The sequence below is a fragment of the Legionella lytica genome (assembly GCF_023921225.1).
GTDB lineage: Bacteria > Pseudomonadota > Gammaproteobacteria > Legionellales > Legionellaceae > Legionella > Legionella lytica.
Map to the genome: position 1 here is coordinate 2,358,865 of NZ_CP071527.1, position 24,684 is coordinate 2,383,548.

Genomic DNA, 24,684 nt, shown 5'->3' on the forward strand with positions numbered 1-24,684 from the left:
ACCCTTTGACTAATCGATTAGGCTGATTGACCATAAGCACCTCGAGTAGATTTAAATTGCGCAATCCAGCGATGAAGGCGGATGCTTGCAGTATCCAATGCTAAATAAATTACTGGTGTTGTATAAAGGGTCAATAATTGACTCAGGATTAAACCACCAACAATCGCAATACCTAATGGACGTCGTAATTCAGAGCCCACTCCAAAACCTACAACCAGAGGTAAGGCACCAAGTAATGCAGCCATAGTGGTCATCATAATTGGACGGAAGCGTAATAAGGCTGCCTCATAAATCGCTTCGCGTGGGGTTTTATTCTCATTGCGCTCTGCTTCCAAAGCAAAATCGATCATCATAATGGCATTTTTCTTCACAATACCAATCAAAAGAATGATACCAATCAACGCAATAATACTGAGATCAATGCTACACAGCATTAGAGCCAACAAAGCCCCAACCCCTGCTGAAGGCAAGGTAGACAAAATGGTAATGGGATGAATTAAACTCTCATACAGCATACCTAAAACAATATATACTGCTAATAAAGCCGCTAGAATTAAATACTTTTCATTCGCAAAAGACTGCTGAAATGCCTGTGCAGTTCCTTGGAAAGAACCAATCATTGTGGGGGGTAACTCCATCTTATTAATCATTGCTGTAATCGTATTGACAGCATCGCCAAGTGAAGTACCTGGAGCTAAATTGAAGGAAAACGTAGCCGCAGGTGTCTGGCTTTGGTGATTCACTGACAATAAGGTTGAACCCGGTTTAAAACTGGCAAATGCCGATAAGGGAACTTCATTTCCGGCCGGAGATTTAACATAGAGCTGATCTAGGATCGCCGGATATTGCCAATATTTTTGTGCCACATTCATCACCACAAAATATTGGTTCATTGGCATATACATCACTGAAATTTGGCTTTGCCCAAAGGCATTATAAAGCTCCTGATCAATGATTGCTGGAGTGAGACCAAAGCGTGATGCGGTATCATGCTCTACATTAACAAAAGTTTGCAAACCATGATTCAACTGATCATTATTTAAGTCTGAAATACCGGGAATCTTAGACAATTGCTCCATAATACGCGGTGTCCAAACAGCAAGATCAGCCAAGCTATCAGAAGACATTGTATATTGAAATTGCGCGGCACTCGCACGACCACCAATGGTTAAATCCTGAGAGGATTGCATGTACAATCTTGCCCCAGTAATCACTGCTAATTTTTTTCGTAGACGAGCTAAGACTTCTTCTGTTGGAATATTTTGATGCTTAGGAACTTTTAACAAGATAAATACAGTACCTGTATTGCCTGTATTATTGCCTGGGCCCGTACCAATAAATGCGGCAACATTCGCTACAGCAGGATCTTCCTTAATAATAGAAACGCATTGAATCATTTTTTTCTTCATTGCTTGGAAGGAAATATTTTGATCCGCTTGCAAGGAACCGGCTATTCGATCCGTTCTTTGTTGTGGGAAGAATCCCTTTGGCACAATCACATATAAATAAATAGTTAATAAAATAGCCGCAAAAGTTAACAATAACATCATGGCAGGATGAATAAGCACCCAACGCAAACCACGGCCATAACGGAATTTGACCGCATCAATAAAACGCATAAAGCGATTGGGCTCCACCTCTTCTTCAGAGCGTAATAAACGTGAACACATCATCGGTGTTAAAGTAAGTGATACCACTAGGGAAATAAGAATTGCAACAGATAGAGTCACCACAAATTCTCTAAAGAGCCGCCCCACAATACCCGTCATAAATAAGATGGGAATAAAGACTGCAATAAGCGAAATACTCATGGAGATTACGGTAAAACCAATTTCCTTTGAACCATCAAAAGCAGCTTGTAGCGGTTTTTTGCCCATTGCAATATGACGTGTAATATTCTCTAAAACAACCACCGCATCATCAACCACAAAGCCAGTTGAAATAGTTAGAGCCATCAGTGATAAATTATCCAGACTGTAATTGCATAACTTCATGACCGCAAAAGTTCCCAGTAATGATAAGGGAACAGCAACACCGGGTATGAGCATGGCGCGAAAACTACCCAGGAATAAATAGGTCACAAAAATGACCAACAACATTGCGATAAATAAGGTTAATTCAACATCATGTAAGGAAGTACGAATAGTTGTTGTTCTATCCATCAAAATGTTTAAATCAATATTCTCCGGAATAGAGGCTTTCAGTTGCGGCAATATTTTTTTTACATAATCTACGGTTTTAATTACATTAGCCCCTGGTTGTTTAAATAAAACCAAAAGCACCGCGGGTTTACCATTCGCTATTCCCGCATTATGCACATCAGCAACAGAATCAGTCACATGTGCTACATCAGAAAGACGTACCGGATTATTATTTTGATAAGAGATAATCAACGGAGCATACTCAGCTGCTTTAAACATCTGGTCGTTACTTTTAATGATGGACACCGTACCATCCTCATGAACAACACTCCCTCTTGCCTGGCTTACATTCGCCTCTGCGATGGTGGTAGCTAATTGACTAAAGCCAATTCCATATTTATTTAGGCTCAAGGGATCAACTTCCACACGCACAGCCGGCAAAGACCCTCCCCCTACGTTGACTTGGCCAATCCCTTCTATACGTAGAATTCGCTGCTGTAAAATAGTTGAAGCCATATCATATAATTGCCCCGTTCGATACTTATCTGAAGTTAGAGCAAGAATCATAATCGGCGCATCCGCTGGATTAACTTTGCGGTACGTAGGGTTATTGGTTAAATTACTCGGCAATTGGCTTAACGAAGCATTAATCGCTGCTTGCACATCACGTGCCGCACCATCAATATCACGTGACAAATCAAATTGTACGATAATACTCGATAACCCTAGCGTGCTGGTGGAAGTAAGCTGAGTAATTCCTGCAATACGGCCAATCTGCCGCTCTAAGGGAGATGCCACCGAAGTAGCCATTACTTCTGGGCTACCACCAGGAAGCGAGGCCTGCACACTAATGGTGGGGAAATCAATTTGTGGCAAAGGAGCTACAGGCAATAAATTAAACGCTAAAATACCCGCAAAACTTAAGCCTAATGCCAACAGAATCGTTGCGATCGGTTTACTAATAAATAAGGAGGATATATTCATTTTACCTCCCCTCTTTTAATAAGAAACACGGGCATCATTCGGGCGGCCCTTCACTGTGTTTAGAACGGCCTAATACATGCAAACCATTCCAACGATACCCCATCACCTTTCGCGAAATGCGATCAAAAGTAAGGTAAATCACAGGAGTGGTATACAATGTCACCAGCTGGCTGACAATCAAACCGCCGATAATCGCGATACCCAAAGGACGTCGTAGCTCCCCTCCAATGCCATGGCTAAGTGCCAAAGGGATTGCTCCTAGCATGGAGGCCATGGTCGTCATCAAAATGGGACGAAAACGTAATAAAGCCGCTTCATAAATTGCATCGAGCGGAGCCTTCTTATAAAGGCGCTCTTGTTCCAAAGAAAAATCGATCATCATGATAGCATTTTTCAGTACAAGACCAATGAGCAGAATAATCGCAATCAACGCAATAATACTTAAATCATTGTCCGTTAAATAAAGTGCTAATAAAGCCCCCATTGATGCTGATGGTAAAGTAGACAATATAGTTAATGGATGGATGTAACTTTCATAAAGTACACCCAAGATAATGTAAACCACAACAATAGCAGCAACAACCAACCATCCCTCATTAGCCAAAGAGTTTTGAAAGCTTTTGGCCGTGCCTTGAAATCCTACGTCGACATTCAAAGGGACATTAAGCTTTTCTTGCATGTCATTAACAGCACGTACCGCATCTCCCAAAGAAGCACGCTCTGCGAGATTAAATGACAGTGTTGCCGAAGGAAATTGGTCTTTATGGGCAATAACCAAAGGACCTAAGGTTTGCGAGATACTGGCAATCGCTTTTAAGGGAACAGAACCACTGGTTGTCGTAATTGTTGCCGCCCCAAGACCAATAGGATTACTTACTGTGATGGTATTAGGTGTGGTAATTGGCGTAGATGCTGCACTTGTTGCTGCTCCTGTCGTTGATGCTTTGCTCACTGATGAATTAATGTATATGTTTTCAAAGGCAACTGCAGCTTGGCGCAAGAAAGGTAATACTTCCAAAATAACCCGGTACTGATTACGCTGGGTAAACATGATTGATATTTGCCGCTGCCCAAATGAATCATATAAGGTTTCATCAATCATTTGCATAGTAATCCCCAATCGAGATGCTGTATCGCGGTCTATATTGATGGAAGTAACCAATCCCTTATTTTGTTGATCACTATTTACATCCTTTATAACGGGAATTTCTCGCATTTTATTTTCGAGTATTTTTGCCCATTTCACCACCTCAGCACTATCCGGTGCACTCACACTGTATTGAAATTGAGTACGACTTGCTAAGGTATCAATCGTTAAATCCTGGACTGGTTGCATATATAAGGTTGCTCCGGTCACATTGTGTATTTTGCTTTGCAAACGATTAATAATCTGATTAACACTAGGGCGTTCGTTTAAAGGTTTTAAATTAATAAGAATACGTCCACTGTTTAACGTCACATTGGTGCCATCAATGCCAATGAATGAAGTGAGACTTTCAACCGCCGGATCCTCAAGAACCACATCTGCCAAAGCCTGCTGACGCTCAGCCATTGCGGGAAAAGAAATTGAATCCGCTGCCACTGAAATCCCTTGAATAATACCGGTGTCTTGAATGGGAAAGAATCCTTTGGGAATCACATACAATAAAATAGCGGTAATAATTACTGTGATAAAAAAGATCAATAAAATAAATGGCTGTGAAGAAAGAACCCAACTAAGAGATCGTTTATAAACATCAATCAAGCGATTTAACTGACGCTCTAAATACAACTCAAATGAATTTACCTTCGATTCACTTTGAGCCTTTAATATGCGCGAACAAAGCATGGGGGTCAGAGTTAAAGAAATAAAGGCTGAAATAGCAATGGTTATCGTTAAGGTTAAAGCAAATTCACGAAATAAGCGTCCGACTACATCGCCCATAAATAACAAAGGAATTAATACTGCAATTAAGGAGATAGATAAAGATACAATGGTAAAACCTATTTGCGCAGCTCCCTTATGTGCTGCCTCAACAGGATTTTCTCCCAACTCAATATAACGCATGATATTTTCAATCATCACAATCGCATCGTCAACGACAAAACCAGCAGCAATGGTAAGCCCCATCAAAGTCAGGTTATTTAAGCTAAACCCGAGCAAATACATCAAGCCTAAAGTACCGACCAGAGCTAAAGGAACTGAGATGCTGGGAATAATTGTGGCGGGCAATTTACGCAAGAAAAGAAAAATCACCATAACCACCAAGACTACAGACAGCAATAATTCCAATTGCACGTTTTCTACCGAAGCACGGATACTCAAGGTGCGATCCGTAATAATCTCTACATTAATTCCAGCAGGAATAGCAGCGTTCATTTGTACCAATAAATTTTTAACCCGTTCAGCAACTTCAATGACGTTGGCGCCTGGTTGTCGTTGAATATTAAGGATGATCGCAGGTTCCTTATCCACCCACGCTGCTTGCATCGTATTTTCTGCACCATCAATAACTGTAGCGATGTCCGATAAGCGTACTGGGGATTGATTTTGATAGGAAAGTATCAATGGCTTATAAACAGCTGCAGATAACAGCTGATCATTGGAGTTTATCGTATAGGCCAAACGTGGCCCATCAAAATTTCCTTTGGCCGCATTAACGTTTGAGGCAGTAACCAAGTTACGCACATCTTCCATAGTCAATCCGTAAGCCGATAAGGCATTGGGATTGGCCTGGATACGGACCGCCGGACGATTTCCGCCCCCAATACTGACTAAACCAACTCCCGATAATTGGGACATTTTCGGCACCAAACGGGTTTCAGCATAGTCTTCAACCTGAGTTAAAGGTAAGGTTTTTGAAGTAAGTGCCAAAGTAATAATGGGGGTATCAGCCGGATTCACTTTACTGTAGACCGGAGGATTAGGTAAATCTTTAGGGAGGTAACTGCTACCCGCATTAATGGACTGCTGCACTTCTTGCTCGGCAACATCCAATCCTATATCCAAATTGAATTGTAAGGTAATAATCGATGAGCCAGTAGAACTGTTTGAGGTCATTTGAGTCAAACCAGGCATTTGTCCAAACTGACGCTCAAGCGGGGCTGTCACTGTGGAACTCATGACATCAGGACTAGCACCTGGATAAAAAGTTGAAACCTGGATGGTCGGATAATCGACTTCCGGTAGCGCAGAAACTGGCAGTAATTGATAGGCAAGGACCCCGCTTAAGAAAATCGCAAACATCAATAATGAGGTAGCAATTGCTCTTGCTATAAATGGGCCAGAGATACTCATGAGACACTATGCGGTTTAGTTTTTTTGGATGGATAATGTTCCTGTACAATGATTTTGGAGCCATTCATTAACTTGTTGGCACCTTCAATAACGACATGCTGTCCAGGTGCTAAACCGTGAGAAATTACGGTGTCATCACCACTAGCCGGCCCCATCACGACAGGGGCTGTAGTTACGGTGTGATCTGCATTCACTAAATAGACAAAATCTTCAGTAGTTGTATGTTGGATGGCCGAGGTAGGAACCAAAGTCGCCTTAGTTAGGGTATTTACCAATATCTGAACATTCACAAATTGATTAGGAAATAACTTACTTTCTTTATTATCAAATACGGCCCTTAGTTTTACCGTTCCAGTAGCCGGATCAATCTGGTTGTTCAGTGCAATTAATTTTCCTGTTGCCAATAACTGATTCTGCTGACGATTGTATACTTTCACTTCCAGGCTCTCGCCCTTGAACGCTTGAGGGGCTACTTGTGGGACAAAATCCTCGGCGATAGGGAAAATAACCGTGATGGGATCATGAGTAGTAATAACAACAATGCCGCTCGTAGTCGAGGTTTGTACAAAATTACCTGGGTCAATAAGCCGTAGACCGACTCGTCCATCGATTGGTGCAGTGATATTGCAATAAATCAAATTGATCTTGGTACTCTGAATTAAACCTAAATCTGTCTCAACATTCCCTTCATATTGTTTTACTAAAGCTTGTTGGGTTGCTAAAGTTTGTTGCGAAATAGAATCCTCTCTCCACAAAGTTTGGTAGCGTTTCAGATCGATGCGCGCATTTTCTAATAAAGCAGTATCTCGTTTTAAGTCACCTTGATATTGAGTTAATAAAGCCTCATAAGGACGTTGGTCAATTTGTGCAATTAATTGTCCTTTTTTAACCAAGTCCCCTTCTTTAAATAAAACCTGCATTAAGAGGCCATTAATTTGTGATTGAACAGTAACGGTATAAACAGGAGTTACAGTGCCTAAAGCAGAAATATAAATTGGGACATCACGAGTTGTTGCAACCCCAGAAACAATAGGTACCGGCTTAACAGGATTTGTATGGGGCCTGTGCGCGAAAAAATACCATAATAGAGCAGCCAGCAACACAAGGGCTAAGATCAACAATCCTAATGAGCTTTCTGAGGGGAAGTGTTTCTTCCAACTAGGGGGAATCACCCGTTTTTTCTTATTTTTTTCAGGTGATTTAACTCCTTGCATGAGTACGACGGTCCTTCGTTAAAATTAATGCTAGTCCATCATAACGTGCAATTCATCCCCTCGTAAAGAGAATTTTGCCCTAAAAAACAGCCACTTCAGGCCTAATTTTTTGCCACTGTACTAATGGAGAACACTCAGGTTTTGCCATTTTATCTACAGGGAGATAAAAGGTTTGTTCTAGCAAATGTTGCCCGCTCAACGCGGCATGCGATACGTGATCAGTAAAGACAATCCAAGTACTTTGCGCGGGGAAGTCAACACGTGTTTTATTCACGTGTGATTGATATTCATCATCAAGCTTCATGCTGTCGTGTAAATGCAGCATATAATGATCATAGGGAGAACGTAATGTTTTTGTTGTTTTCGTCCATTTCAGCATATGTGCTTTTAACTTGCTGTAGGTGGCGATTTGTGGTGCAAAACGTGCGAGAACTTTAGTAAATGGCTCCCCCAGATTCCAAACGCGTGGCTCATTATGAGGGTTCACATTACAAAAAACGCGCAAAATTCGTAATCCATGCACCGGGCTTGCTGAAAATGAATCCACATGCAAACGAGTGTCGTCTTTACGCTTAGAACTAACACGCCCATTAATTTGAGCTGGTCTAAAACTCGTACGCCCCCAGCGTAAATGAGGGACGTATGAGGGTAAGACCGCTTGAATTAGCTGGTAGGAAAAATCAGCATATCCTTGCATCATCTTCGCCAGTTGTTCATCCAAGCCACTTATATCTTTTTTATAGGCATTTAAGCTCTTTTTCTGGGAATCGTAGCTGATATTTTTGCGAGAACCATCGAGTATACGCTCTGACATAAGATTTGGATGAATGTCCGCAAAGACATGTTTAGGAAAAAATAATACTTTTCCATCTTCTAACTGCTCAACACTTTCCTGTTGATTGATTTGCTTTATGTCTTGTGTCAGTAAATAAGAATTCATTTTTCGATGACCTCTGATTATATGATTGGATGCAGGTTGACCTCATAGCCTAAAGACACTTACTTAAGGAATTCGCCTCGCTCATGGTCTGCGGGAAGTGATGAGCATAGCGAGTTCGTCTGTTTTTCTTAAGTACGTGCGATTAGCCCCATAGTCTGACGTAGAATAAACTAACGAACTTCAAGCCCTCTTCCCCAACCTACATTTTTTGCGAAATTGTGCACCGATTATTTCTTTTCTGCCAGTTTTTTCTGATAAAAATAAGCTAATAAAAGAATAAGTCTAAAAATTTACGCCCATATCGCATATAATCGGTGAGTTAATTTATTTGCCTGGGGAGCGCCTTATGACAGATTGCCCTTGTGGAACCCAAAAAACATACGAGCAGTGTTGTGGCGTATATCTAGAAAAAAAGCAGCTGCCACAAACACCTGAGCAATTAATGCGCTCACGGTATACCGCTTATAGCCTAGCCAACATTGACTACATTAAAAGCACCATGAAAGGTCAAATGTTAGTAGGTTTCAACTCACTCGAAGCCAAGCACTGGGCAGAGAGTGTCACCTGGCTGGGCTTAGACGTTCTCAGTGCCGAACCCACTGATTCAGATACTGGTTTTGTTGAGTTTTGCGCACGCTTTAAGGAGCATGGGCAAGTAAAAATAATTCATGAACTAAGTGAATTTCACAAAGAGAATGGTTCTTGGTTTTATGTAAATGGGGTAAATAAAGAGAAACCCTCCAAAATCAAGAAGCAACAAATAAGCAGAAATGGCCCCTGCCCATGTGGTAGCGGTAAAAAATATAAAAATTGTCACGCTAAATAAATCCCAGGTTTAATACTATGAATGGAACTATTTTACTAAATGTCTTTATCTTTCTTGCTGCCGCCAGCATCATGGTGCCTATTGCCAGCCGATTTAAATTAGGCTCGGTATTAGGCTATCTTATTGTCGGCATACTCATTGGCCCTTTCGGCTTAAAACTCATTGGCAATTCGCAACAAATCATGCATTTTGCTGAGTTCGGCGTCATTATGATGCTCTTCTTAATCGGCCTTGAGCTCGAACCCTCAATGTTGTGGAAATTAAGAAAACTCATTGTCGGTCTAGGCAGTCTTCAAGTGATGATTACCACCGGTGCTTTATTCACGATTGGTATCATGCTGGGCTACGATTGGCGACCAAGCCTTGCCATCAGCATGGCCCTTTCGCTTTCTTCTACAGCCTTAGTTTTGCAAATGTTACAAGAAAAGAATCTGCTCAAAACAGCAGAGGGTGAAGCATCTTTTGCTATTCTGTTATTCCAGGACATTGCGGTAATCCCTATTTTAATTATTATCCCCTTGCTGCAATTAAGTGGACATATTCAACTTAATGAGCATGAAACCTCCTTTATGACCCAACTTCCTAAGTGGGGGCATGCTCTTGTTGTCGCAGGAGTGATTGGCTCTATTATTTTGGTAGGGCATTATTTATCTCGATATTTATTTTTTATTATTGCGAAAACAAACTTACGTGAAGTATTTACTGCTTTTTCCCTGGCCTTGGTTGTTGGAATCACCTTACTGATGGAGTCAATAGGCGTATCTCCTGCTTTAGGTGCGTTTATTTCTGGAGTGGTTTTAGCTAACTCTCAATACAAGCATGCCATTGAAGCTGATATCCAACCTTTTAAAGGATTGTTGCTCGGGCTGTTCTTTGTTTCCGTAGGCATGGGTATGGATTTTTCGCTCTTTTCAGAACATGCCTGGCTTGTCCTTGGCGCAGTATTAGTCCTGGTTCTGGTCAAAGCCACCACACTCAATATTTTAGGGCGTTACTTTGATTTAACTAATTTTCAAACCTTTGGTCTAGCCTTTGCTCTATCTCAAGGCAGTGAGTTTGCTTTTGTACTCTTCCAATATTCAGGCTCAACCCGTGTTATTAATAGCAATACTATCGATTTTTTCACCTTGGTCGTCGCCCTCTCCATGCTGACGACACCTTTTTTAATGCTGCTGTATAACCGCGTTATTTTGCCCCGTTACATGAGTATGGTCCCGGAAAAAGAATACGACTCGATTAATGAAAGCAATGATATTATTCTTGCTGGCTATGGGCGTTTTGGACAAATTATCGGCCGTCTCCTCAATGGCGAGAAAGTAAAAATCACCGTATTAGAAAATAATGCGGAACAGGTAGAACTGTTAAGAAAATTTGGCTACATAGGTTATTTTGGAGATGCCACCCGACTTGATTTACTGAAAAGTGCTGGAGCAGAGAATGCTAAACTCTTGATTGTCACCGTGGGAAATGTCGATGCAAATCTTAGAATTGTGCAATTAGCTAAAGAGCATTTCCCGCATCTTAAAATCTATGTCAGAGCACGCAATCGCCAACATGCCTATGAACTGCATAAACTAAATGTTGATTATTTCATTAGGGAGGTTTTTGAATCCTCGCTCACCATGACCAAAGAGGTTATGAAGTTTTTAGGTTATAAGCATGAGGATATTGAGCGAAAAACGAAAGCATTCAAAAAGCATGATAATGCAACCTTAATTCAATCATTTGAGTTTTTTGAACAGGAAAGGGACTTAATTAACTTTGCTCGTCAGGCGCGCGGAGAATTAGAACGGATTCTGCATTCCAATTAGAACAATCGAACCGTGCAGTTAATCAGGGTGTTGTACCAAAACCTTGATTACGCTGCGCTGCATCAAGGTTACGGGGAGTACACATGATCAATTTTCAGGATATTTCTTTAAAAACTTTTCTTAGCGAATATTGGCAAAAAAAACCTTTAGTGATTCGTAATGCTTTGCCTAATTTTATTAATCCCTTATCTCCAGATGAATTAGCAGGACTAGCCTTAGAGGACGATGTTGAAAGCCGTATTGTCTGGGAAACACCTGAACAGAATCCAGCCTGGCATCTAAAGCGTGGGCCATTTACAGAGCAAGATTTTAGCTCTATGCCTCAAACTCACTGGACCTTATTAGTCCAAGGGGTGGATCGGTTAATCCCGGAGGTATATGCCCTGCTAGATCATTTTGATTTTCTTCCTCAATGGCGAATCGATGACATTATGATTAGCTTTGCTGCACTAAATGGCAGTGTGGGGCCTCATTATGATAACTATGACGTCTTTTTATATCAGGCTCAAGGGCGTCGCGAATGGTCATTAACGACTAAAGAATGCAATCAGGACAATTATCTTAAAGATCTTGAACTACGCATCATGGAGCGTTTTGCTGTAGAGGAACAGATTCTTCTTGAAGAAGGCGATATGCTTTATCTACCTCCCCATGTCGGACATTATGGTATCTCTCGCTCTGAAGCCTGCATGACCTATTCTTTTGGATATCGCAGCTACCAAGGGCAGGAATTATGGGACAGCATTGGTGATTTTTTATCTGAAAAAGGCGCATTCACCGATTTATATCAAGATCCAGATTGGTCACATTTAAAAAACACTTCAGAAATTACTCAACCTGCCTGGCAAAGCGCGCAAAAACTCTTACAGCAATTAATCAACGATGAAAAAATAATGAAGTCTTGGTTTGGTTGTTTTGCTACCCGTTTAGATCAAAATGCCGAACAGCAATTACCAATGCCCTTGGAAGAGGATGAACTGGGTGATTTGCCAAGCTTTATTCGGGAATTACAATCAGGATTAACTCTTGTGCGCGATGCCTCTTGCCGTTTTGCTTATGTGGAAGAAAATTCGGAGCTGATAAACCAATTTTATATTAACGGTTGTGAGTGGAATATAGAGGGAGTAACTTCGGAATTACTTCGAGAACTTGCCAATCATCGTGTGATTAATGTCTGCCCTTATTTAGAGCATAAACCCAATCAATTATTTCTTTTTGATTTATGGAAATTGCAGTGGTTACAAATAGTAGATCATTGAATTTTAATTGGTTAAATGAACAATCCTGGAGTATAGTTAAGTTATATGTCATAACAAGGATAGGCCATGAAAAAAATAATATTGGTTTTAGCTATGGTGGTTGCTTCTGTAGCTTTGAGTAACTGCTGCGGTAATCCATGCAATGGAGTATGCGCCCCTAGTGATTGTTCTGGTACTAATAGTTATACGGGTAATTGGTATTAAGAGCAACAATATCATGTAGCCCGTATTACGCTGCGCTAATACGGGCTACGAAGCTAATTACTCCCAGCTACTCTCCAACAATCTCTCTTCGCCCCCAATTGAACCGTCCCAGCTCAAGGCTGATTTTATGACTAAATAGGGTAATCAAGGCCCCTGTCAAAATAAGAACAATCCCGACAGCACTCATAAGGTGTAATTCTTCGCCAAGAAGTATCACCCCAAAAATAACAACAAATACAGGTTCTAAAACGGATAAAATAGAGGCTTTTTCGGAACTAATATAACGTAAACTGTACAACATTAATAAAATTGGAATTACCGTTGCGATAATGGCAATACCTAATAAATGAAGCCATACAGTGATTGATGACGGCATAGCAATTGTATGATTAAAAAGAGAAACAATGAACGCAGTCACCATACATCCCAAGCACACCATCAAAGTCGACATGTTTGGCGATAGGGTATTTCGTTTACTGGAAATAATGTAGCACGCATAAAAAAATGCGGAAATTACCCCAAGAAAAATACCTGATAAATTAAATGATAAGGCACTGAGGTCAACTAAAAAGCTCATGCCAATCAAAATAATTAGAATTGCTAGATAATAAATCTTAGGAATTGCTTGTTTATATACTAAAAAGTTAATGAGCATAATTAAGACAGGATAGGTAAAAAAGATTACCATCGCGACCCCTGAGCTCACGTACTGGCAAGCTAAAAAGTAGAGTAAGGTTGAAAGACCATAATAAATAACACCCGTTAAAAACGCATTTAACATGTTTTTAGTGGTATCCGTACTCTTTTTAAGTTGAGGAAACAATACAATTAGAATAGCCACACTGGAAATAAAAAATCGCCAAAATAACATGGTACTTGATGACATTGTCCCATTCATGGCACTTAAACCAAAATAACCAATAAATCCATATAAAAAGCCGGATAAAACTGCGTAGGTTGCGCCAAGGTGCTCTTTTGTCATTATTATGTAATCCAGTGTAAAACAGAGTAGTCTATGTCCATACCCACGAACATTAAGTTAAGAAATTTTGCACTAACTTGTAGGTTGGGGTCAGGTCCCAACATTGAGTTCTGGTGTGGCTCAATGCCTTTGTTGGGCTAGGGCCCAACCTACAATGTTTCAATATAATCCCGAACTTTAATGACAGTGATCCAACCAAGCTCTATTATTTAATGTTTTTTTAGTAATTTAGCATTTTTTGTGAGGATATCATATTGAAAACAAAAAATACATAGTGTATTATTTGCGCACTGAATCTTATAGGTTGAGACTATGCTGCGATTTTTTATCTTTATCTCTTGCTTCTTCGTCATATCAACAAATGTCTATGCCGAAAAAAATCCCTGTAAAGACCACCAATGTATCGCAGTAATTGATGCAGGAAGCACAGGCTCCAGACTCCATGTTTTCACCTACGATAAAGATAAAACCAATACACCAACAAACATTACCGAAGTTTGGGCAAAAAAAATATCCCCCGGGCTTGCAACGATTGAAACCAATCAAAACACGATTGATTCGTATATGACCATTCTCTTTGCTGGAGCACCTACGCAGCAAATGCCCGTTTATTTTTATGCCACCGCCGGAATGCGTCTAGTCCCCCAAGCAAAACAGAAAGTTTATTATCAAAACATAAGAAACTGGTTTAATCAGAATGCCAATTGGCAATTAATAGATGCTAAAACAATTACCGGCGATGATGAAGCACTCTATGACTGGTTGTCAGTGAATTATCATCTCAAAACCTTGCAGTCAGCCTCTACTGAATCTGTTGGGGTCTTGGATATTGGCGGCGCATCTACTCAAATTGCCTTTCCTGTCCCAAGTGATGCAACCCAACAAAAAGGGAAATTTATTGAGTTAAACATTTATGGGCAACATATTACCTTATTCGTACATAGTTTTCTTGGTTTAGGTCAAAATGAAATGGCTCATCAGTTACTGGATTCCTCGTCCTGCTTTTCTGATAGCTACCCTCTTCCTAGTGGTGGGTTAGGTGCTGGAAATGCTCATGAGTGTGCGCAAGAAATTGAATCACTGATCAATGGAGTACATAAGGCAAACCAAATCATTCAACCACTTTTGAATAGTCAGCCTACACGTTCTTGGTATGCTATTGGCGGTATTGCTAATCTTGCTGAAAGTAAACCATTCCAATTTTCTGGTGGACAATTAACTACCCAGGATTTCTTGCAACAAGCCAATGATTTAGCTTGTCATCAGGCATGGGACACATTGAGTGCTACCTACCCTGATAATGAGTATCTTGACTCCTATTGCCTATTACCTGCTTTTTATTATGCCTTAATGGTGCAGGGTTATGGGTTTTCACCAACACAACCAGTGAATTATGTGCCTTCGGCACAGAATATAGATTGGACCATTGGCGTAGTGTTGCATCATTAAAACATTAAAAATCGTAAGCGTCCTTCATGAAAAGCTTATGGCATATTTTATCAAAATCACAAAGATAAGCTCTTTGCGGTGGTGTTTGATGCAATAGCCAATGGCCAAGCTTCTGTATAATGAATTCAGTGAACATTTGAGCTCCAACCCTGGATTGCGGCGTGTCACTCCAGGCTACATGTTGATTATAGCTCTTCTAATGAAAAATCATGCGCACATAAGACTACGTTTTGACCATAAAAAGCGCTAATTCCATCGCGGAAGCGCTTGGCCCGTTCAGAAAGACCATGCGTACAATAATATTTTACTTGTTCATACACTGCGTGTTTAAATGCTTCCGTATCCGCTTGCTCGCCATCTAAGTTGTCAATACTTACTCGAAACTTATGCCCTGCAGCCTTAGAGAGGATCCATTCGATTGCTTGGGGCTTTACTTCAACTTGTTGGAATAAAGCTTGTTGTTCCGCCGTGCGTCCATCAGGAGCATACCAATAACCGAAATCAACCAGTTTCCGTCGCTCTTCCCCGGCAATTAACCAATGAGAACATTCATGTAATGCACTGCTAAAAAAACCATGGGCAAAGAAAATAGCATGATAATCACGTTGTTCATCAGCTGGTAAATAAATGGGCTCATTACCACCTTTCACCAATCTGGTGTTATAATCCGCGCCGAAACAAGCGTGAAAAATGGTTATCAAATCCTCGTAGTGATGCACAAATACCTTTTCAATGGCTAAAACAAAACAATAATGCTTAATTTATACTAATATGATTAAAGAGTCATCGTTTTTTTGTGAGGTTTTATTTTGTAACTTCGCAATAAATTAAGCACATTGCACTGTAGTTTTACTGCAAAGTTACTTTAATTTCTGCTAAATAATGAGAAGAATATATGGTTTTTTACCAAGTAGGAAAGTTTATTAATCGATTTCGTTGGCCCGTTATTATCCTCTGGATAGTGCTTATTTTAGGTTGTATTCCCTTTCTACCTAAAATCATGGATCCCTTTAAAACAACTGGTTTTGTCGACTTGTTCTCTGATAGTACCCGTACGCAAAACTTCCTGAACAAAGAATTTGGTTACGACAATAACAATAAATTTATTATCATGTACCACAGTTCTAGATTGAAGACGACTGATGATGAATTCATGTCTAAGATTAAAAAATCATTGTCTGGCCTAGATGATTACTCTATTAAGCATGAAATTCTACTGCCTTATAAAAAACAACAAGTTTCTAAGGACAAGCATACAGCTTATGCAGTAGTAATCCTTAAAAGCAAAAAAACAATTAGTGATGAGCAATTAAAAGAATTTAAGGCTGCCATCAAAAAGCCAGCCAATATGACCATGCAAATTGGTGGGGAACCTGAATTTGTCGAACAAGTGACCCATCAAACGCAAATCGATCTTTATAAAGCAGATTTTATTGCAACCCCCGTTGCGATTATTACCTTACTTTTTGTATTTGGTTCGGTTGTTGCCGCATTTCTGCCTATTATTTTAGGTGGAGGATGTGCCCTAATTATTTTAACCAGTCTTTATTTTCTTGGACATTACTTTACGCTCTCCGTATTTACCATCAACATCGCCCTATTATTGGGTCTTTGCTTATGCTTGGATTATTCCTTATTTTTTATCAGTCGTTTTCGTGATGAATTAAAGAGTGGCTTAAGCAGTGGAGAAGCATTGGCCGTTACGCAAGCCAGTGCAGGAAAAGCAATTGTCTTCAGTGGGTTAGCGGTATTTGTGAGTTTAAGCGCCCTATTCCTATTTCCGATTAATATTTTAATTTCTGTTGCTGTTGGCGGACTTATGGCGGTATTTTATGCCGTTCTTATATCAACCCTGCTGTTACCCGCAATTCTAGCCGTCCTGAAGACGAAAATTAATCTGCTACCGATTCGTTTTTTCCGAAGAAAAAACTCAGACTTCAGTTATTGGAGATGGATAGCGGAGCGTGTTGTAAAGCGCCCTTATATCTTTTTCTTTTCCATATTAACGTTATTACTCGTGTTAGGATACCCATTCTTATCCGTAAAATTCGGTATTTCAGACTATCGAATTTTCCCTGAAAACTCTGCCAAACGTAGTTTTTATGATACCTATGCGGAAAAATTCACTATTGAAGAATTAAATCCTATCCAATTAGTGATAACGTCCAATACTTCGATCTTATCAAAAAATAACTTGTCTAAGATTTATAATCTGGTGGATAAATTGAAAGACAACCCCCGCATTAAAAAGGTTTCGGGTATCATCAGCAGTGATTCTGACCTGACTAAAAGCCAATACTATACCCTATATCATGACAAACGTAGTCTGTCAGATTCTCATGTAAAACAGTTGTTAGCAAATACCACCTTAAAGCATTTAACCGTGCTCAATATCGTAAGCAAATATCAGCTCAACTCCCCTGAAACCAAAAAGCTAATTGCCGAGCTACGTGATTTGGATCCAATTTCAGGTTTAACGATGAAGTTAACCGGAACGGCTGTAAGTAATGTTGATGTGTTACATACCATTTACCACGTTTTACCCCATGCAATTTTATGGATAATGATCTTTTCCTATCTAATACTCTTGGTTCTACTCAGATCGGTATTCTTACCATTAAAAGCCATTTTAATGAACTTATTAAGTCTATCTGCTTCTTATGGTGCTTTGGTGTTTGTATTCCAAGAAGGATACCTCGCTAATCTTCTAAATTTTGAACCTCAGGGCATGCTGGACGTTAGCTTGTTAGTCATTATTTTTTGCGCGCTATTCGGATTTTCAATGGACTACGAGGTCTTCCTGTTATCGCGAATTAAAGAGGCCCATCAAATAACTGGAGATAATAACAAAAGTATTATTTTTGGAATTGAAAAAAGCAGCCGCATTATCACCAGTGCAGCCCTTATTGTTATTGTGATTTGCGGTTCATTTTTGGTCGCTGACGTATTGATGGTTAAAGCCTTCGGCTTAGGTATTGCTGTTGCTATTTTTATGGACGCCTTCTTAATAAGAAGCTTCTTAGTCCCAGCAACAATGGCTCTATTTAAATCATGGAATTGGTATTTGCCACAGTGGCTTAATCGTTTATTACCGAGACTATAACAATAACAATGTAGGTACAAAACATGGGTATCCAAAATACAATACCAAGTTTATTTGAGGAGCAAGCTCGTAAATTTCCAGAGTATGTTGCTGCCCTACATGGAAAGAAAGCGCTCACATACATCGAATTAAATAACCAGGCAAATCAACTCGCGCGTTATTTACAAGAAAAGGGAGTAACGGCCGATACACCCATTGCACTGTGTCTGCCTCGCTCCTTTGATTTTCTTATCGCCATTATTGCAATTTTAAAAGCGGGCGGAGCTTATCTGCCCTTAGATGCAAATCAACCCGAAGAGCGTTTATTGTTTTTGCTGCAAGACAGTAAGGCACCTGTTTTAATTAGCAAATCAACGTTTAGTGATAAATTTACTCAATATCAAGGCGATTTGGTTCTTCTTGATAAAGAAGACAAACACATCAGCCAGCAAGCTACTGACAATGTGAGTGCCCCGCTCTCCTCTGAGCAATTAGCGTATATTATTTATACCTCCGGCTCTACTGGCCTTCCCAAAGGGGTTTTAATTGAACATCATTCTGTAATTAATTATTGTCAATGGCTTGCAGAATATACCGGATGCCAACCCCAACAACGAATTGATTTTTCTTCCAGTGCGATTTTTGATATGGCAGTATCCGCCTCATTGGCGCCATTACTGCTGGGATTAACTGTTGTTATTTGCCAGGATGATGTCAAAAAAAATATAAGCCATTATCTTAAATACCTGGTGCACGCGCAAATCGATATCATCAAAACCACACCTAGTTATTTTAAAACGCTGCAACATGAGACTCAAAATAATTATCTTGAGCTGCCCTACTTAAAGTCAATTATCTTAGGCGGCGAAAATTTAACCGCAACAGAATGTAAAGCTTGGCTTTCACTCTATCCAAATCATGTCCTCTTCAATGAATATGGCCCTACAGAAACTACTGTTGCAATTTCCGTATATCGAGTTGATGCACACAGTTTTTCTGATTTTGAATTCAATGTTCCTATTGGTACAACAGGCCCAAAGATTCACTGCATTATTGTCAACGAGCATGGAACGCCCGCTTCTGATGGAGAAACGGGAGAGTTATTGATAGTGGTATCTGCTTAGCTCGAGGCTATTTAAATCAACCCAAATTAACCCAGCAAAAATTTATTACACTCCCCGTCGAAAACAAACGCTTCTACAAAACCGGAGACCTATGTCGCAAACGTTCTGATGGGGTTCTTGAATATTTTGGCCGTCAGGATGATCAAGTTAAAATTCGTGGATTTCGTGTTGAACCAGGAGAAATTGAAACGTGCTTAAAAACTCACTGTATGATCAAAAATGTGGCCGTAGTTGCGCAAAAAGATGAACAACATGAGTTACGACTGATTGCTTACTATATTCTAAAAGACAACGAGCCTCATCTGTCACCTAGCACCAACCAAATACGACAATTTCCCCAAAATCATGTTCCTGAATACATGATTCCTGCAGCCTTTGTCCGCGTTGATATCCTACCACTCACAGCAAATGGTAAGCTAGATAAGGCGGCTTTACCGAGCCCTCATATAGAGGCTAGCCAACATTATGTAGAACCGACAACACCTATGGAAAAGCAATTGGTACAAATGTGGGCTGAGGAACTAGGGGTTAAATTAATTGGACTAAATGACAATTTCTTTGAGCTAGGTGGACACTCCTTATCAGCAGCACGCTTGGTATCAAAAATTAATCATCAACTCCATAAAAGTATTACCTTAAAAGATTTTTATAAAGCCTCCTCGATTGCGAAGTTAATCCCTACGATTAAGAATGCGAAACAATCGGAAATCCATACTCATCATGAGGAGCACTATCCTGGGGATAGGCAAATTCCGTTAACTGAATTCCAATTTGTGTTATGGATGGCGGACACTTTTGAGCCCCGAGCAAAAAAATTAAACATTGTTGCCAGAAAACAATTCCAAGGACAACTCGATCGAGAAGCCTTGGAATATGCCCTCCAAGCGGTTTTAAAGAAGCATGAAGTATTAACCTATCGTGTATTAAAACTTAGCCCCAAACAACAAATACAAAAAAATGTGGCTCTACCGCTTCTTGTTGAAGATCTAAGCACCTTATCAAAACAGGATGCGGAGGCAAAACTCCTCATGTCCATGGAACAATTAAGTAGTTCTCACCATTGGCCACAGGATTACCCTTCCATTCTCATTAAATTATTTCATCTAAAAGATGGTTTTAGCGAACTGCAAATTAGTATGCCGCATATCACTTCAGATGATGCATCAATTACCATTATCTTTGCTGATTTATCTAAATACTATTTGCTCTATCACACCAATCCACCATCAATAGATAGCATTGAAACCGACTTTACGTTTAAGAAATATGTCTATATTGACCAACAGGTAATTACTACTTCACTAGATGAAAATATTAGCTTCTGGGAACAATATTTACATGATGCTTCATTCTTTTCATTTCCCAAACAATACGTAGTGGAAAATATGAGTGCAGTAAACCATGGCTATTCAACTTATGAACAGATACCTATTCATACCTTAAGTAAGTTAAAGCGCTTCTGTAAAAAAAATCACATCAGTCTAAATAACGGACTTTGTGCCATACTGGCTCTTGCCTTACGTAATTACTGCAACAGTGCGCCAACCGATGCACCGTATACCGTCATGAATATTGTTAAGTCAACGCGCGACAACCCCATCTATGATCATTCACTCGGCGCTTTTTTACGCATTGAACCTATTAAAATCGATTTGAATGAGCATGCTTCGGTAAGCACATTGGCCAAACAAATATGCGCAGCAACAATTGAAACCAGTAACCATCAACATTGCTCTAATCTTATTAAGCTCGGTGCTACCCATACCTTGCGATTTAAAGGTAAAAAAATCAGAGCAGCATTAATCAAATTATTAATGCCCGTTGCAACAAAACTATTAAAGATTTCACCGAGTTATCATAAAATTTTACAACATTCTATTGCGCGATTAATGTTCTTTAAACGCAACACGCATTTCATTATGAACGTTAATGTTAGAAATGATTTTATTGCTAATATTGATCATCTGGATGAGAAATCCGAGCTTTTTGGGTTAAAAGCTCACCCCATAAAAAACTATCAAGAAGATCTATTAGTTATTGATTATGTTTTTGAAGCATGCTTTTTTTATGATCATGAGCAATATATTCATTATCTAGTGGTTTCAGCAAATCTAACCCCAGAATTCCGCAAGCAAGTCACTAAAGAAGTAGTTAAGATTATGGATTCCTTGGTGGTAGAACAAAATGCAGGGCAGCCCAATCGAACGAGTTATCACACCGTATAAGAGCTGCCGGTTGAAAATCTATAACCAACAGCCTTAGTCCAGCACAGTGTAATCAAAGGAATTAGAGAGGGAAAACCTTGATTACTCTGCGCTGCATCAAGGCTACGCGTGCTTTATATACTCTAAACCTTACTTTTAAGCCTATCTCTTTTGCAGCTTTTCCATTTTTCTGATACATTATTGCAATTCTTTTTTCCTCTAAACTAAGGTCTCAAAAATGATACGAAAAATTTTTGCTGTGCTGATGTGTTTTTTTAGTCTTTCTGCATTTGCCTGCAACAATGCAGTTCCTACAGACAATCCCGGTTTTTGCCCTTCATTTAAAACTGCTGCAATTTGTTATTGCCAAGCATCTGGTTTACCCGCAGGAATGTGCCAAGATATGAAAATGCTGTATGCGCGATTAATCAGCGTGTTTGGTTCATTGCAAAAAGCATGTGAATATCAAAAATACACCTCTGTACAAGATTGTATGGATAACTGGAATTGCTACCGTTTGGGTGGTGCAGATTCTCGTGGCAGAATTTGTAGTTCTACTGGTAAAGCCTGTCAATAACTGCCCTGAAACGAGTTGGGCCGATGGCCCAACTTTTCCCTTGTTTTAGATCTGATTTAGTAAAAAGAGTATTGCATTGTGATTAATAAAAAATCAATATTACCTCTATCTTCGCTTTTATTTATTTCCACTACGGGGTGCCACGCAAGTCTAAATAACCAGGTAAAACATCCTTTTTACGCGGGTGCTATTGCCGGTTATGGATCGACCACCTGGCATGCGCTGATCCCTACCAACAAAAAACAGAAAACTGCCTTGCTAATGTCCACACCCGTAGATGTTCAAGAAGGTGGAGCAACTTGGGGAGCATTGCTTGGGTATGAATTTACCCCTTATTTTGCCGTTGAAGCAAATTACATGCGTTATCCTAACTCAACAGTATATTTCACCTCCTATAGCTTATTCAGTTATGATCATGATGGAAAACTGAGTTTAACTACTAAAACAGACAGCATCAGCGTCCTAGGCAAGATTATGTTGCAAATCCCTCGCACTGAGTTTCGAGTCTTTTCTAGTGCTGGAATCGCAGCCCTCTATCGCGAAGATTTAATAATTGATGACTGGCGCGCATCGCCTACTTTTGGCGTTGGGGTCAATTATAATTTTACAGATCGTATAATGGGGGAAGTTGTAGCAAACTACACCGCTGGTTTTGGAGAGTCTCAACTGAGCCCAGCTGATGCCTATTACCCATTCCTTTATTCTATTACTGCACGATTAGCTTATCGTTTTTAGTGCCAAACCCGTATTATGCTAAGCTAATACGGGGTACGCAGTTTATGACGTTTCGCTTTCGATTTGCATTAAAAAAACCATTTTGTTCGCATATCCTACAATTATTGCCTATTATTAAACCAATGCTTGTTTAAATCCATGAGTAACCGAGTATCTACAATAGGTAAAAAATGATAAAGATGTTATTAGCTTCCTTGGCATATATAGTAAAAGTAGTAAGATTAGTTCTTCTATTTTTTGTCCTTTTGTTAGCCATAAGTTTTGGCTCCCACTATATCGATAACCCTGGTCAGTACACTACCTTAATGAAAATAACAAGCTGGACACAACAAATAAGCCAACCTCTTATATCACAAATAAAGCTAATCATTCCTTATAAATTTCATGGCATTGATTTTAGTCTTTTAATATTAGGTATACTCTTACTGCTGTTAGCTAATTTCTGTGCTTCATTCAGAGAAAAATGCTTCAGTATCATCAATAGACAGAAAGAGAAGAAAGACTATTACGAATGGCGAAACCAAATAAGCCGTGTTGTTTCCAAAGAAAAAATGTCTGAAATCGATAGTAAATTTGAAGCATTAAGTACAACTAAGCCTAGCGATAGAAAACAGCTTCTTAAGGAATTCGCAGACCTTAAAAGTAAACTCGACAATATGGGCCAACAATTAGCTTTTCTTGCTATTGATGTGGTTGACTCAACGGGTATGAAACGAGATGAAGACAAACATCTTGCCGCCTATGACTTTGATCGTTATAACGTATTTGTAGACTCCTGTCTTAAAGAACATGGGGTAGTTAAATATGCCAAAACTCCAGATGGTATTATGAGTTGTTTTCGTACCGTTGATGGAGCTGTCGGTGCTGCCGTATGCCTGCTTGAACGCTTAAAAAGCTTTAATCAAAATGAAAAGAAAATAAAACACGACTTTTTGATTCGTTGCGGTATAAATGCAGGTTTTGTCTATGTCGATGAAGATACGCCTCTTGAGCAGGTAAGCGACCGAGTTATTGATATTGCCGGCCATATGCAAAAATATGCTAAACCTAATTGCATTAATATCGCCGCAACAGCGATAGAGCCCTTGAAAAATCGCACTGGCTTCATGGAAACTACGGATGTGATTGATGAGCAAAAGGTTTATGAATGGAAGCCGAATAAAGCATCGTGATAAGCTTAGTGCCTCAACTAAATCCAATGCTGGGCCCTACAGCAGCCCAGCTTACTTTTTTAATGTGCAATCTGAAAGAGCTCTTTAATCTCTTGCTCAGCTAAATTTATTGATTTAACTCTTATTGATTCATTAATATGCAAACCTTCCGCCCTAACAATAGTAACATCCTGAATACCAACAAAATCAAAAATAAGCTTTAAGTAGTCTTCCTGAAAATCCTTAGACTTCATTACGGCATCACTTGAATAGTGGTTTCCACGAGTAGAAATGATAGTAACCTTTTTCTCACCTGCAAGCCCAACAACCCCTTGTTCTGTATACTTAAACGTGCGTCCAGCAACTAAAACACGGTCAATCCATGCTTTTAATTGCGAAGGTAAAGTAAAATTATACATAGGTGCAGCAATAATAAGTTCATCGGCATTAATAAACTCATTAACCAACTGCTCGGAAAGCTCAAGCTCCTCTTTTAGGGATGGGGACAAGTCCACAGATGCTTTTTGTTTAGCACCCAACAACTCACTGGATAAATGATTAATAGGTTGTTTATTTAAATCACGATAGACTATTTCTGCTTGTGGGTATTTTTGTTGCCAATAATCAAGAAATTGTCTCATGAGCTGACGAGAAATAGAATTATGTTCCAAAATACTGCTATCAAGAGCGAGTAGGTTCATTTGTATCTCCGAATTAATTATTT

18 protein-coding genes are annotated in these 24,684 nt (G+C 39.6%); 11 read left to right on the top strand and 7 right to left on the bottom strand.

The genetic code is table 11. From position 1 onward, the window contains the following. Positions 1-17 precede the first annotated feature (17 nt). From J2N86_RS10405 to J2N86_RS10420, 4 genes are all read right to left on the bottom strand, one after another. On the bottom strand, positions 18-3,125 hold the full coding sequence (locus J2N86_RS10405) for an efflux RND transporter permease subunit (protein ID WP_252579354.1): 3,108 nt from the start codon (positions 3,123-3,125) through the stop codon (positions 18-20). 34 nt (positions 3,126-3,159) lie between these two features. Further along, positions 3,160-6,402 (bottom strand): efflux RND transporter permease subunit, encoded by a 3,243-nt coding sequence (locus J2N86_RS10410; RefSeq protein WP_252579356.1) that lies wholly within the window; start codon positions 6,400-6,402, stop codon positions 3,160-3,162. After that, the gene (locus tag J2N86_RS10415; RefSeq protein ID WP_252579358.1) at positions 6,399-7,616 is read right to left on the bottom strand and encodes an efflux RND transporter periplasmic adaptor subunit; all 1,218 of its coding nucleotides are present in this window, start codon (positions 7,614-7,616) and stop codon (positions 6,399-6,401) included. The genes J2N86_RS10410 and J2N86_RS10415 overlap by 4 nt, the downstream gene beginning before the upstream one ends. A gap of 79 nt (positions 7,617-7,695) precedes the next feature. Next, positions 7,696-8,556, bottom strand: coding sequence for a Kdo hydroxylase family protein (locus J2N86_RS10420; RefSeq protein WP_252579360.1), 861 nt, complete (start codon positions 8,554-8,556; stop codon positions 7,696-7,698). A gap of 346 nt (positions 8,557-8,902) precedes the next feature. Here J2N86_RS10420 and J2N86_RS10425 point away from each other — a divergent pair, with 346 nt between their 5' ends. The 4 genes from J2N86_RS10425 to J2N86_RS10440 all read left to right on the top strand — a co-directional run bounded on the left by J2N86_RS10425 (position 8,903) and on the right by J2N86_RS10440 (position 12,656). Then, entirely contained in the window at positions 8,903-9,382 is a 480-nt protein-coding gene (locus tag J2N86_RS10425) for a YchJ family protein (protein WP_252579362.1), read from the top strand. Positions 9,383-9,399: 17 nt separating this feature from the next. After that, positions 9,400-11,193: a monovalent cation:proton antiporter-2 (CPA2) family protein gene (locus J2N86_RS10430; protein ID WP_252579364.1), complete on the top strand. Its 1,794-nt coding sequence runs from the start codon at positions 9,400-9,402 to the stop codon at positions 11,191-11,193. Between the two features lie 83 nt (positions 11,194-11,276). Then, the gene (locus J2N86_RS10435; RefSeq protein ID WP_252579366.1) at positions 11,277-12,452 is read left to right on the top strand and encodes a JmjC domain-containing protein; all 1,176 of its coding nucleotides are present in this window, start codon (positions 11,277-11,279) and stop codon (positions 12,450-12,452) included. Between the two features lie 66 nt (positions 12,453-12,518). Beyond that, a complete protein-coding gene (locus J2N86_RS10440) occupies positions 12,519-12,656 on the top strand; it encodes a hypothetical protein (protein WP_252579367.1) in 138 nt (45 codons plus the stop codon). A 67-nt stretch (positions 12,657-12,723) separates the two neighbouring features. Here J2N86_RS10440 and J2N86_RS10445 read toward each other — a convergent pair whose 3' ends face one another. Further along, positions 12,724-13,641 carry a DMT family transporter gene (locus J2N86_RS10445; protein ID WP_252582441.1) on the bottom strand — a complete coding sequence of 306 codons (918 nt, stop codon included), beginning with the start codon at positions 13,639-13,641 and terminating at the stop codon, positions 12,724-12,726. A 309-nt stretch (positions 13,642-13,950) separates the two neighbouring features. Between J2N86_RS10445 and J2N86_RS10450 the strand changes: the two genes are divergently transcribed. Continuing rightward, positions 13,951-15,087 carry an acetate and sugar kinases/Hsc70/actin family protein gene (locus tag J2N86_RS10450; RefSeq protein ID WP_252579368.1) on the top strand — a complete coding sequence of 379 codons (1,137 nt, stop codon included), beginning with the start codon at positions 13,951-13,953 and terminating at the stop codon, positions 15,085-15,087. Positions 15,088-15,272: 185 nt separating this feature from the next. On the opposite strand, the gene J2N86_RS10455 is transcribed toward J2N86_RS10450, so the two are convergent. Next, positions 15,273-15,806: an elongation factor P hydroxylase gene (locus tag J2N86_RS10455; RefSeq protein ID WP_252579370.1), complete on the bottom strand. Its 534-nt coding sequence runs from the start codon at positions 15,804-15,806 to the stop codon at positions 15,273-15,275. 176 nt (positions 15,807-15,982) lie between these two features. Between J2N86_RS10455 and J2N86_RS10460 the strand changes: the two genes are divergently transcribed. The 6 genes from J2N86_RS10460 (at position 15,983) to J2N86_RS10485 (ending at position 23,981) form a co-directional block, all read left to right on the top strand. Beyond that, a complete protein-coding gene (locus J2N86_RS10460) occupies positions 15,983-18,190 on the top strand; it encodes an MMPL family transporter (protein ID WP_252579371.1) in 2,208 nt (735 codons plus the stop codon). Positions 18,191-18,213: 23 nt separating this feature from the next. Beyond that, positions 18,214-19,293, top strand: a complete 1,080-nt coding sequence (locus J2N86_RS10465) for an AMP-binding protein (protein WP_252579373.1) — start codon at positions 18,214-18,216, stop codon at positions 19,291-19,293. Between the two features lie 209 nt (positions 19,294-19,502). Continuing rightward, positions 19,503-21,518 carry a condensation domain-containing protein gene (locus J2N86_RS10470; protein ID WP_252579375.1) on the top strand — a complete coding sequence of 672 codons (2,016 nt, stop codon included), beginning with the start codon at positions 19,503-19,505 and terminating at the stop codon, positions 21,516-21,518. Positions 21,519-21,735: 217 nt separating this feature from the next. Further along, complete coding sequence (locus tag J2N86_RS10475) at positions 21,736-22,074, top strand: hypothetical protein (protein ID WP_252579377.1); 339 nt, start codon at positions 21,736-21,738, stop codon at positions 22,072-22,074. A 78-nt stretch (positions 22,075-22,152) separates the two neighbouring features. Further along, positions 22,153-22,809: an outer membrane beta-barrel protein gene (locus tag J2N86_RS10480; protein ID WP_252579379.1), complete on the top strand. Its 657-nt coding sequence runs from the start codon at positions 22,153-22,155 to the stop codon at positions 22,807-22,809. Between the two features lie 170 nt (positions 22,810-22,979). Beyond that, positions 22,980-23,981 carry a hypothetical protein gene (locus J2N86_RS10485; protein WP_252579381.1) on the top strand — a complete coding sequence of 334 codons (1,002 nt, stop codon included), beginning with the start codon at positions 22,980-22,982 and terminating at the stop codon, positions 23,979-23,981. Positions 23,982-24,040: 59 nt separating this feature from the next. On the opposite strand, the gene J2N86_RS10490 is transcribed toward J2N86_RS10485, so the two are convergent. Next, positions 24,041-24,661, bottom strand: coding sequence for an FMN-dependent NADH-azoreductase (locus J2N86_RS10490; RefSeq protein WP_252579382.1), 621 nt, complete (start codon positions 24,659-24,661; stop codon positions 24,041-24,043). Positions 24,662-24,684: the final 23 nt, after the last annotated feature.

Excerpts from the sequence above, each read along its gene's own strand:
- J2N86_RS10425 (WP_252579362.1), top strand. The coding sequence starts at position 8,903 with ATGACAGATTGCCCTTGTGGAACCCAAAAAACATACGAGCAGTGTTGT.
- J2N86_RS10420 (WP_252579360.1), bottom strand. The coding sequence starts at position 8,556 with ATGAATTCTTATTTACTGACACAAGACATAAAGCAAATCAATCAACAG.
- J2N86_RS10490 (WP_252579382.1), bottom strand. The coding sequence starts at position 24,661 with ATGAACCTACTCGCTCTTGATAGCAGTATTTTGGAACATAATTCTATT.
- J2N86_RS10440 (WP_252579367.1), top strand. The coding sequence starts at position 12,519 with ATGAAAAAAATAATATTGGTTTTAGCTATGGTGGTTGCTTCTGTAGCT.
- J2N86_RS10460 (WP_252579371.1), top strand. The coding sequence starts at position 15,983 with ATGGTTTTTTACCAAGTAGGAAAGTTTATTAATCGATTTCGTTGGCCC.
- J2N86_RS10465 (WP_252579373.1), top strand. The coding sequence starts at position 18,214 with ATGGGTATCCAAAATACAATACCAAGTTTATTTGAGGAGCAAGCTCGT.
- J2N86_RS10405 (WP_252579354.1), bottom strand. The coding sequence starts at position 3,125 with ATGAATATATCCTCCTTATTTATTAGTAAACCGATCGCAACGATTCTG.
- J2N86_RS10485 (WP_252579381.1), top strand. The coding sequence starts at position 22,980 with ATGATAAAGATGTTATTAGCTTCCTTGGCATATATAGTAAAAGTAGTA.
- J2N86_RS10430 (WP_252579364.1), top strand. The coding sequence starts at position 9,400 with ATGAATGGAACTATTTTACTAAATGTCTTTATCTTTCTTGCTGCCGCC.
- J2N86_RS10435 (WP_252579366.1), top strand. The coding sequence starts at position 11,277 with ATGATCAATTTTCAGGATATTTCTTTAAAAACTTTTCTTAGCGAATAT.
- J2N86_RS10475 (WP_252579377.1), top strand. The coding sequence starts at position 21,736 with ATGATACGAAAAATTTTTGCTGTGCTGATGTGTTTTTTTAGTCTTTCT.
- J2N86_RS10450 (WP_252579368.1), top strand. The coding sequence starts at position 13,951 with ATGCTGCGATTTTTTATCTTTATCTCTTGCTTCTTCGTCATATCAACA.
- J2N86_RS10410 (WP_252579356.1), bottom strand. The coding sequence starts at position 6,402 with ATGAGTATCTCTGGCCCATTTATAGCAAGAGCAATTGCTACCTCATTA.
- J2N86_RS10415 (WP_252579358.1), bottom strand. The coding sequence starts at position 7,616 with ATGCAAGGAGTTAAATCACCTGAAAAAAATAAGAAAAAACGGGTGATT.
- J2N86_RS10470 (WP_252579375.1), top strand. The coding sequence starts at position 19,503 with ATGATCAAAAATGTGGCCGTAGTTGCGCAAAAAGATGAACAACATGAG.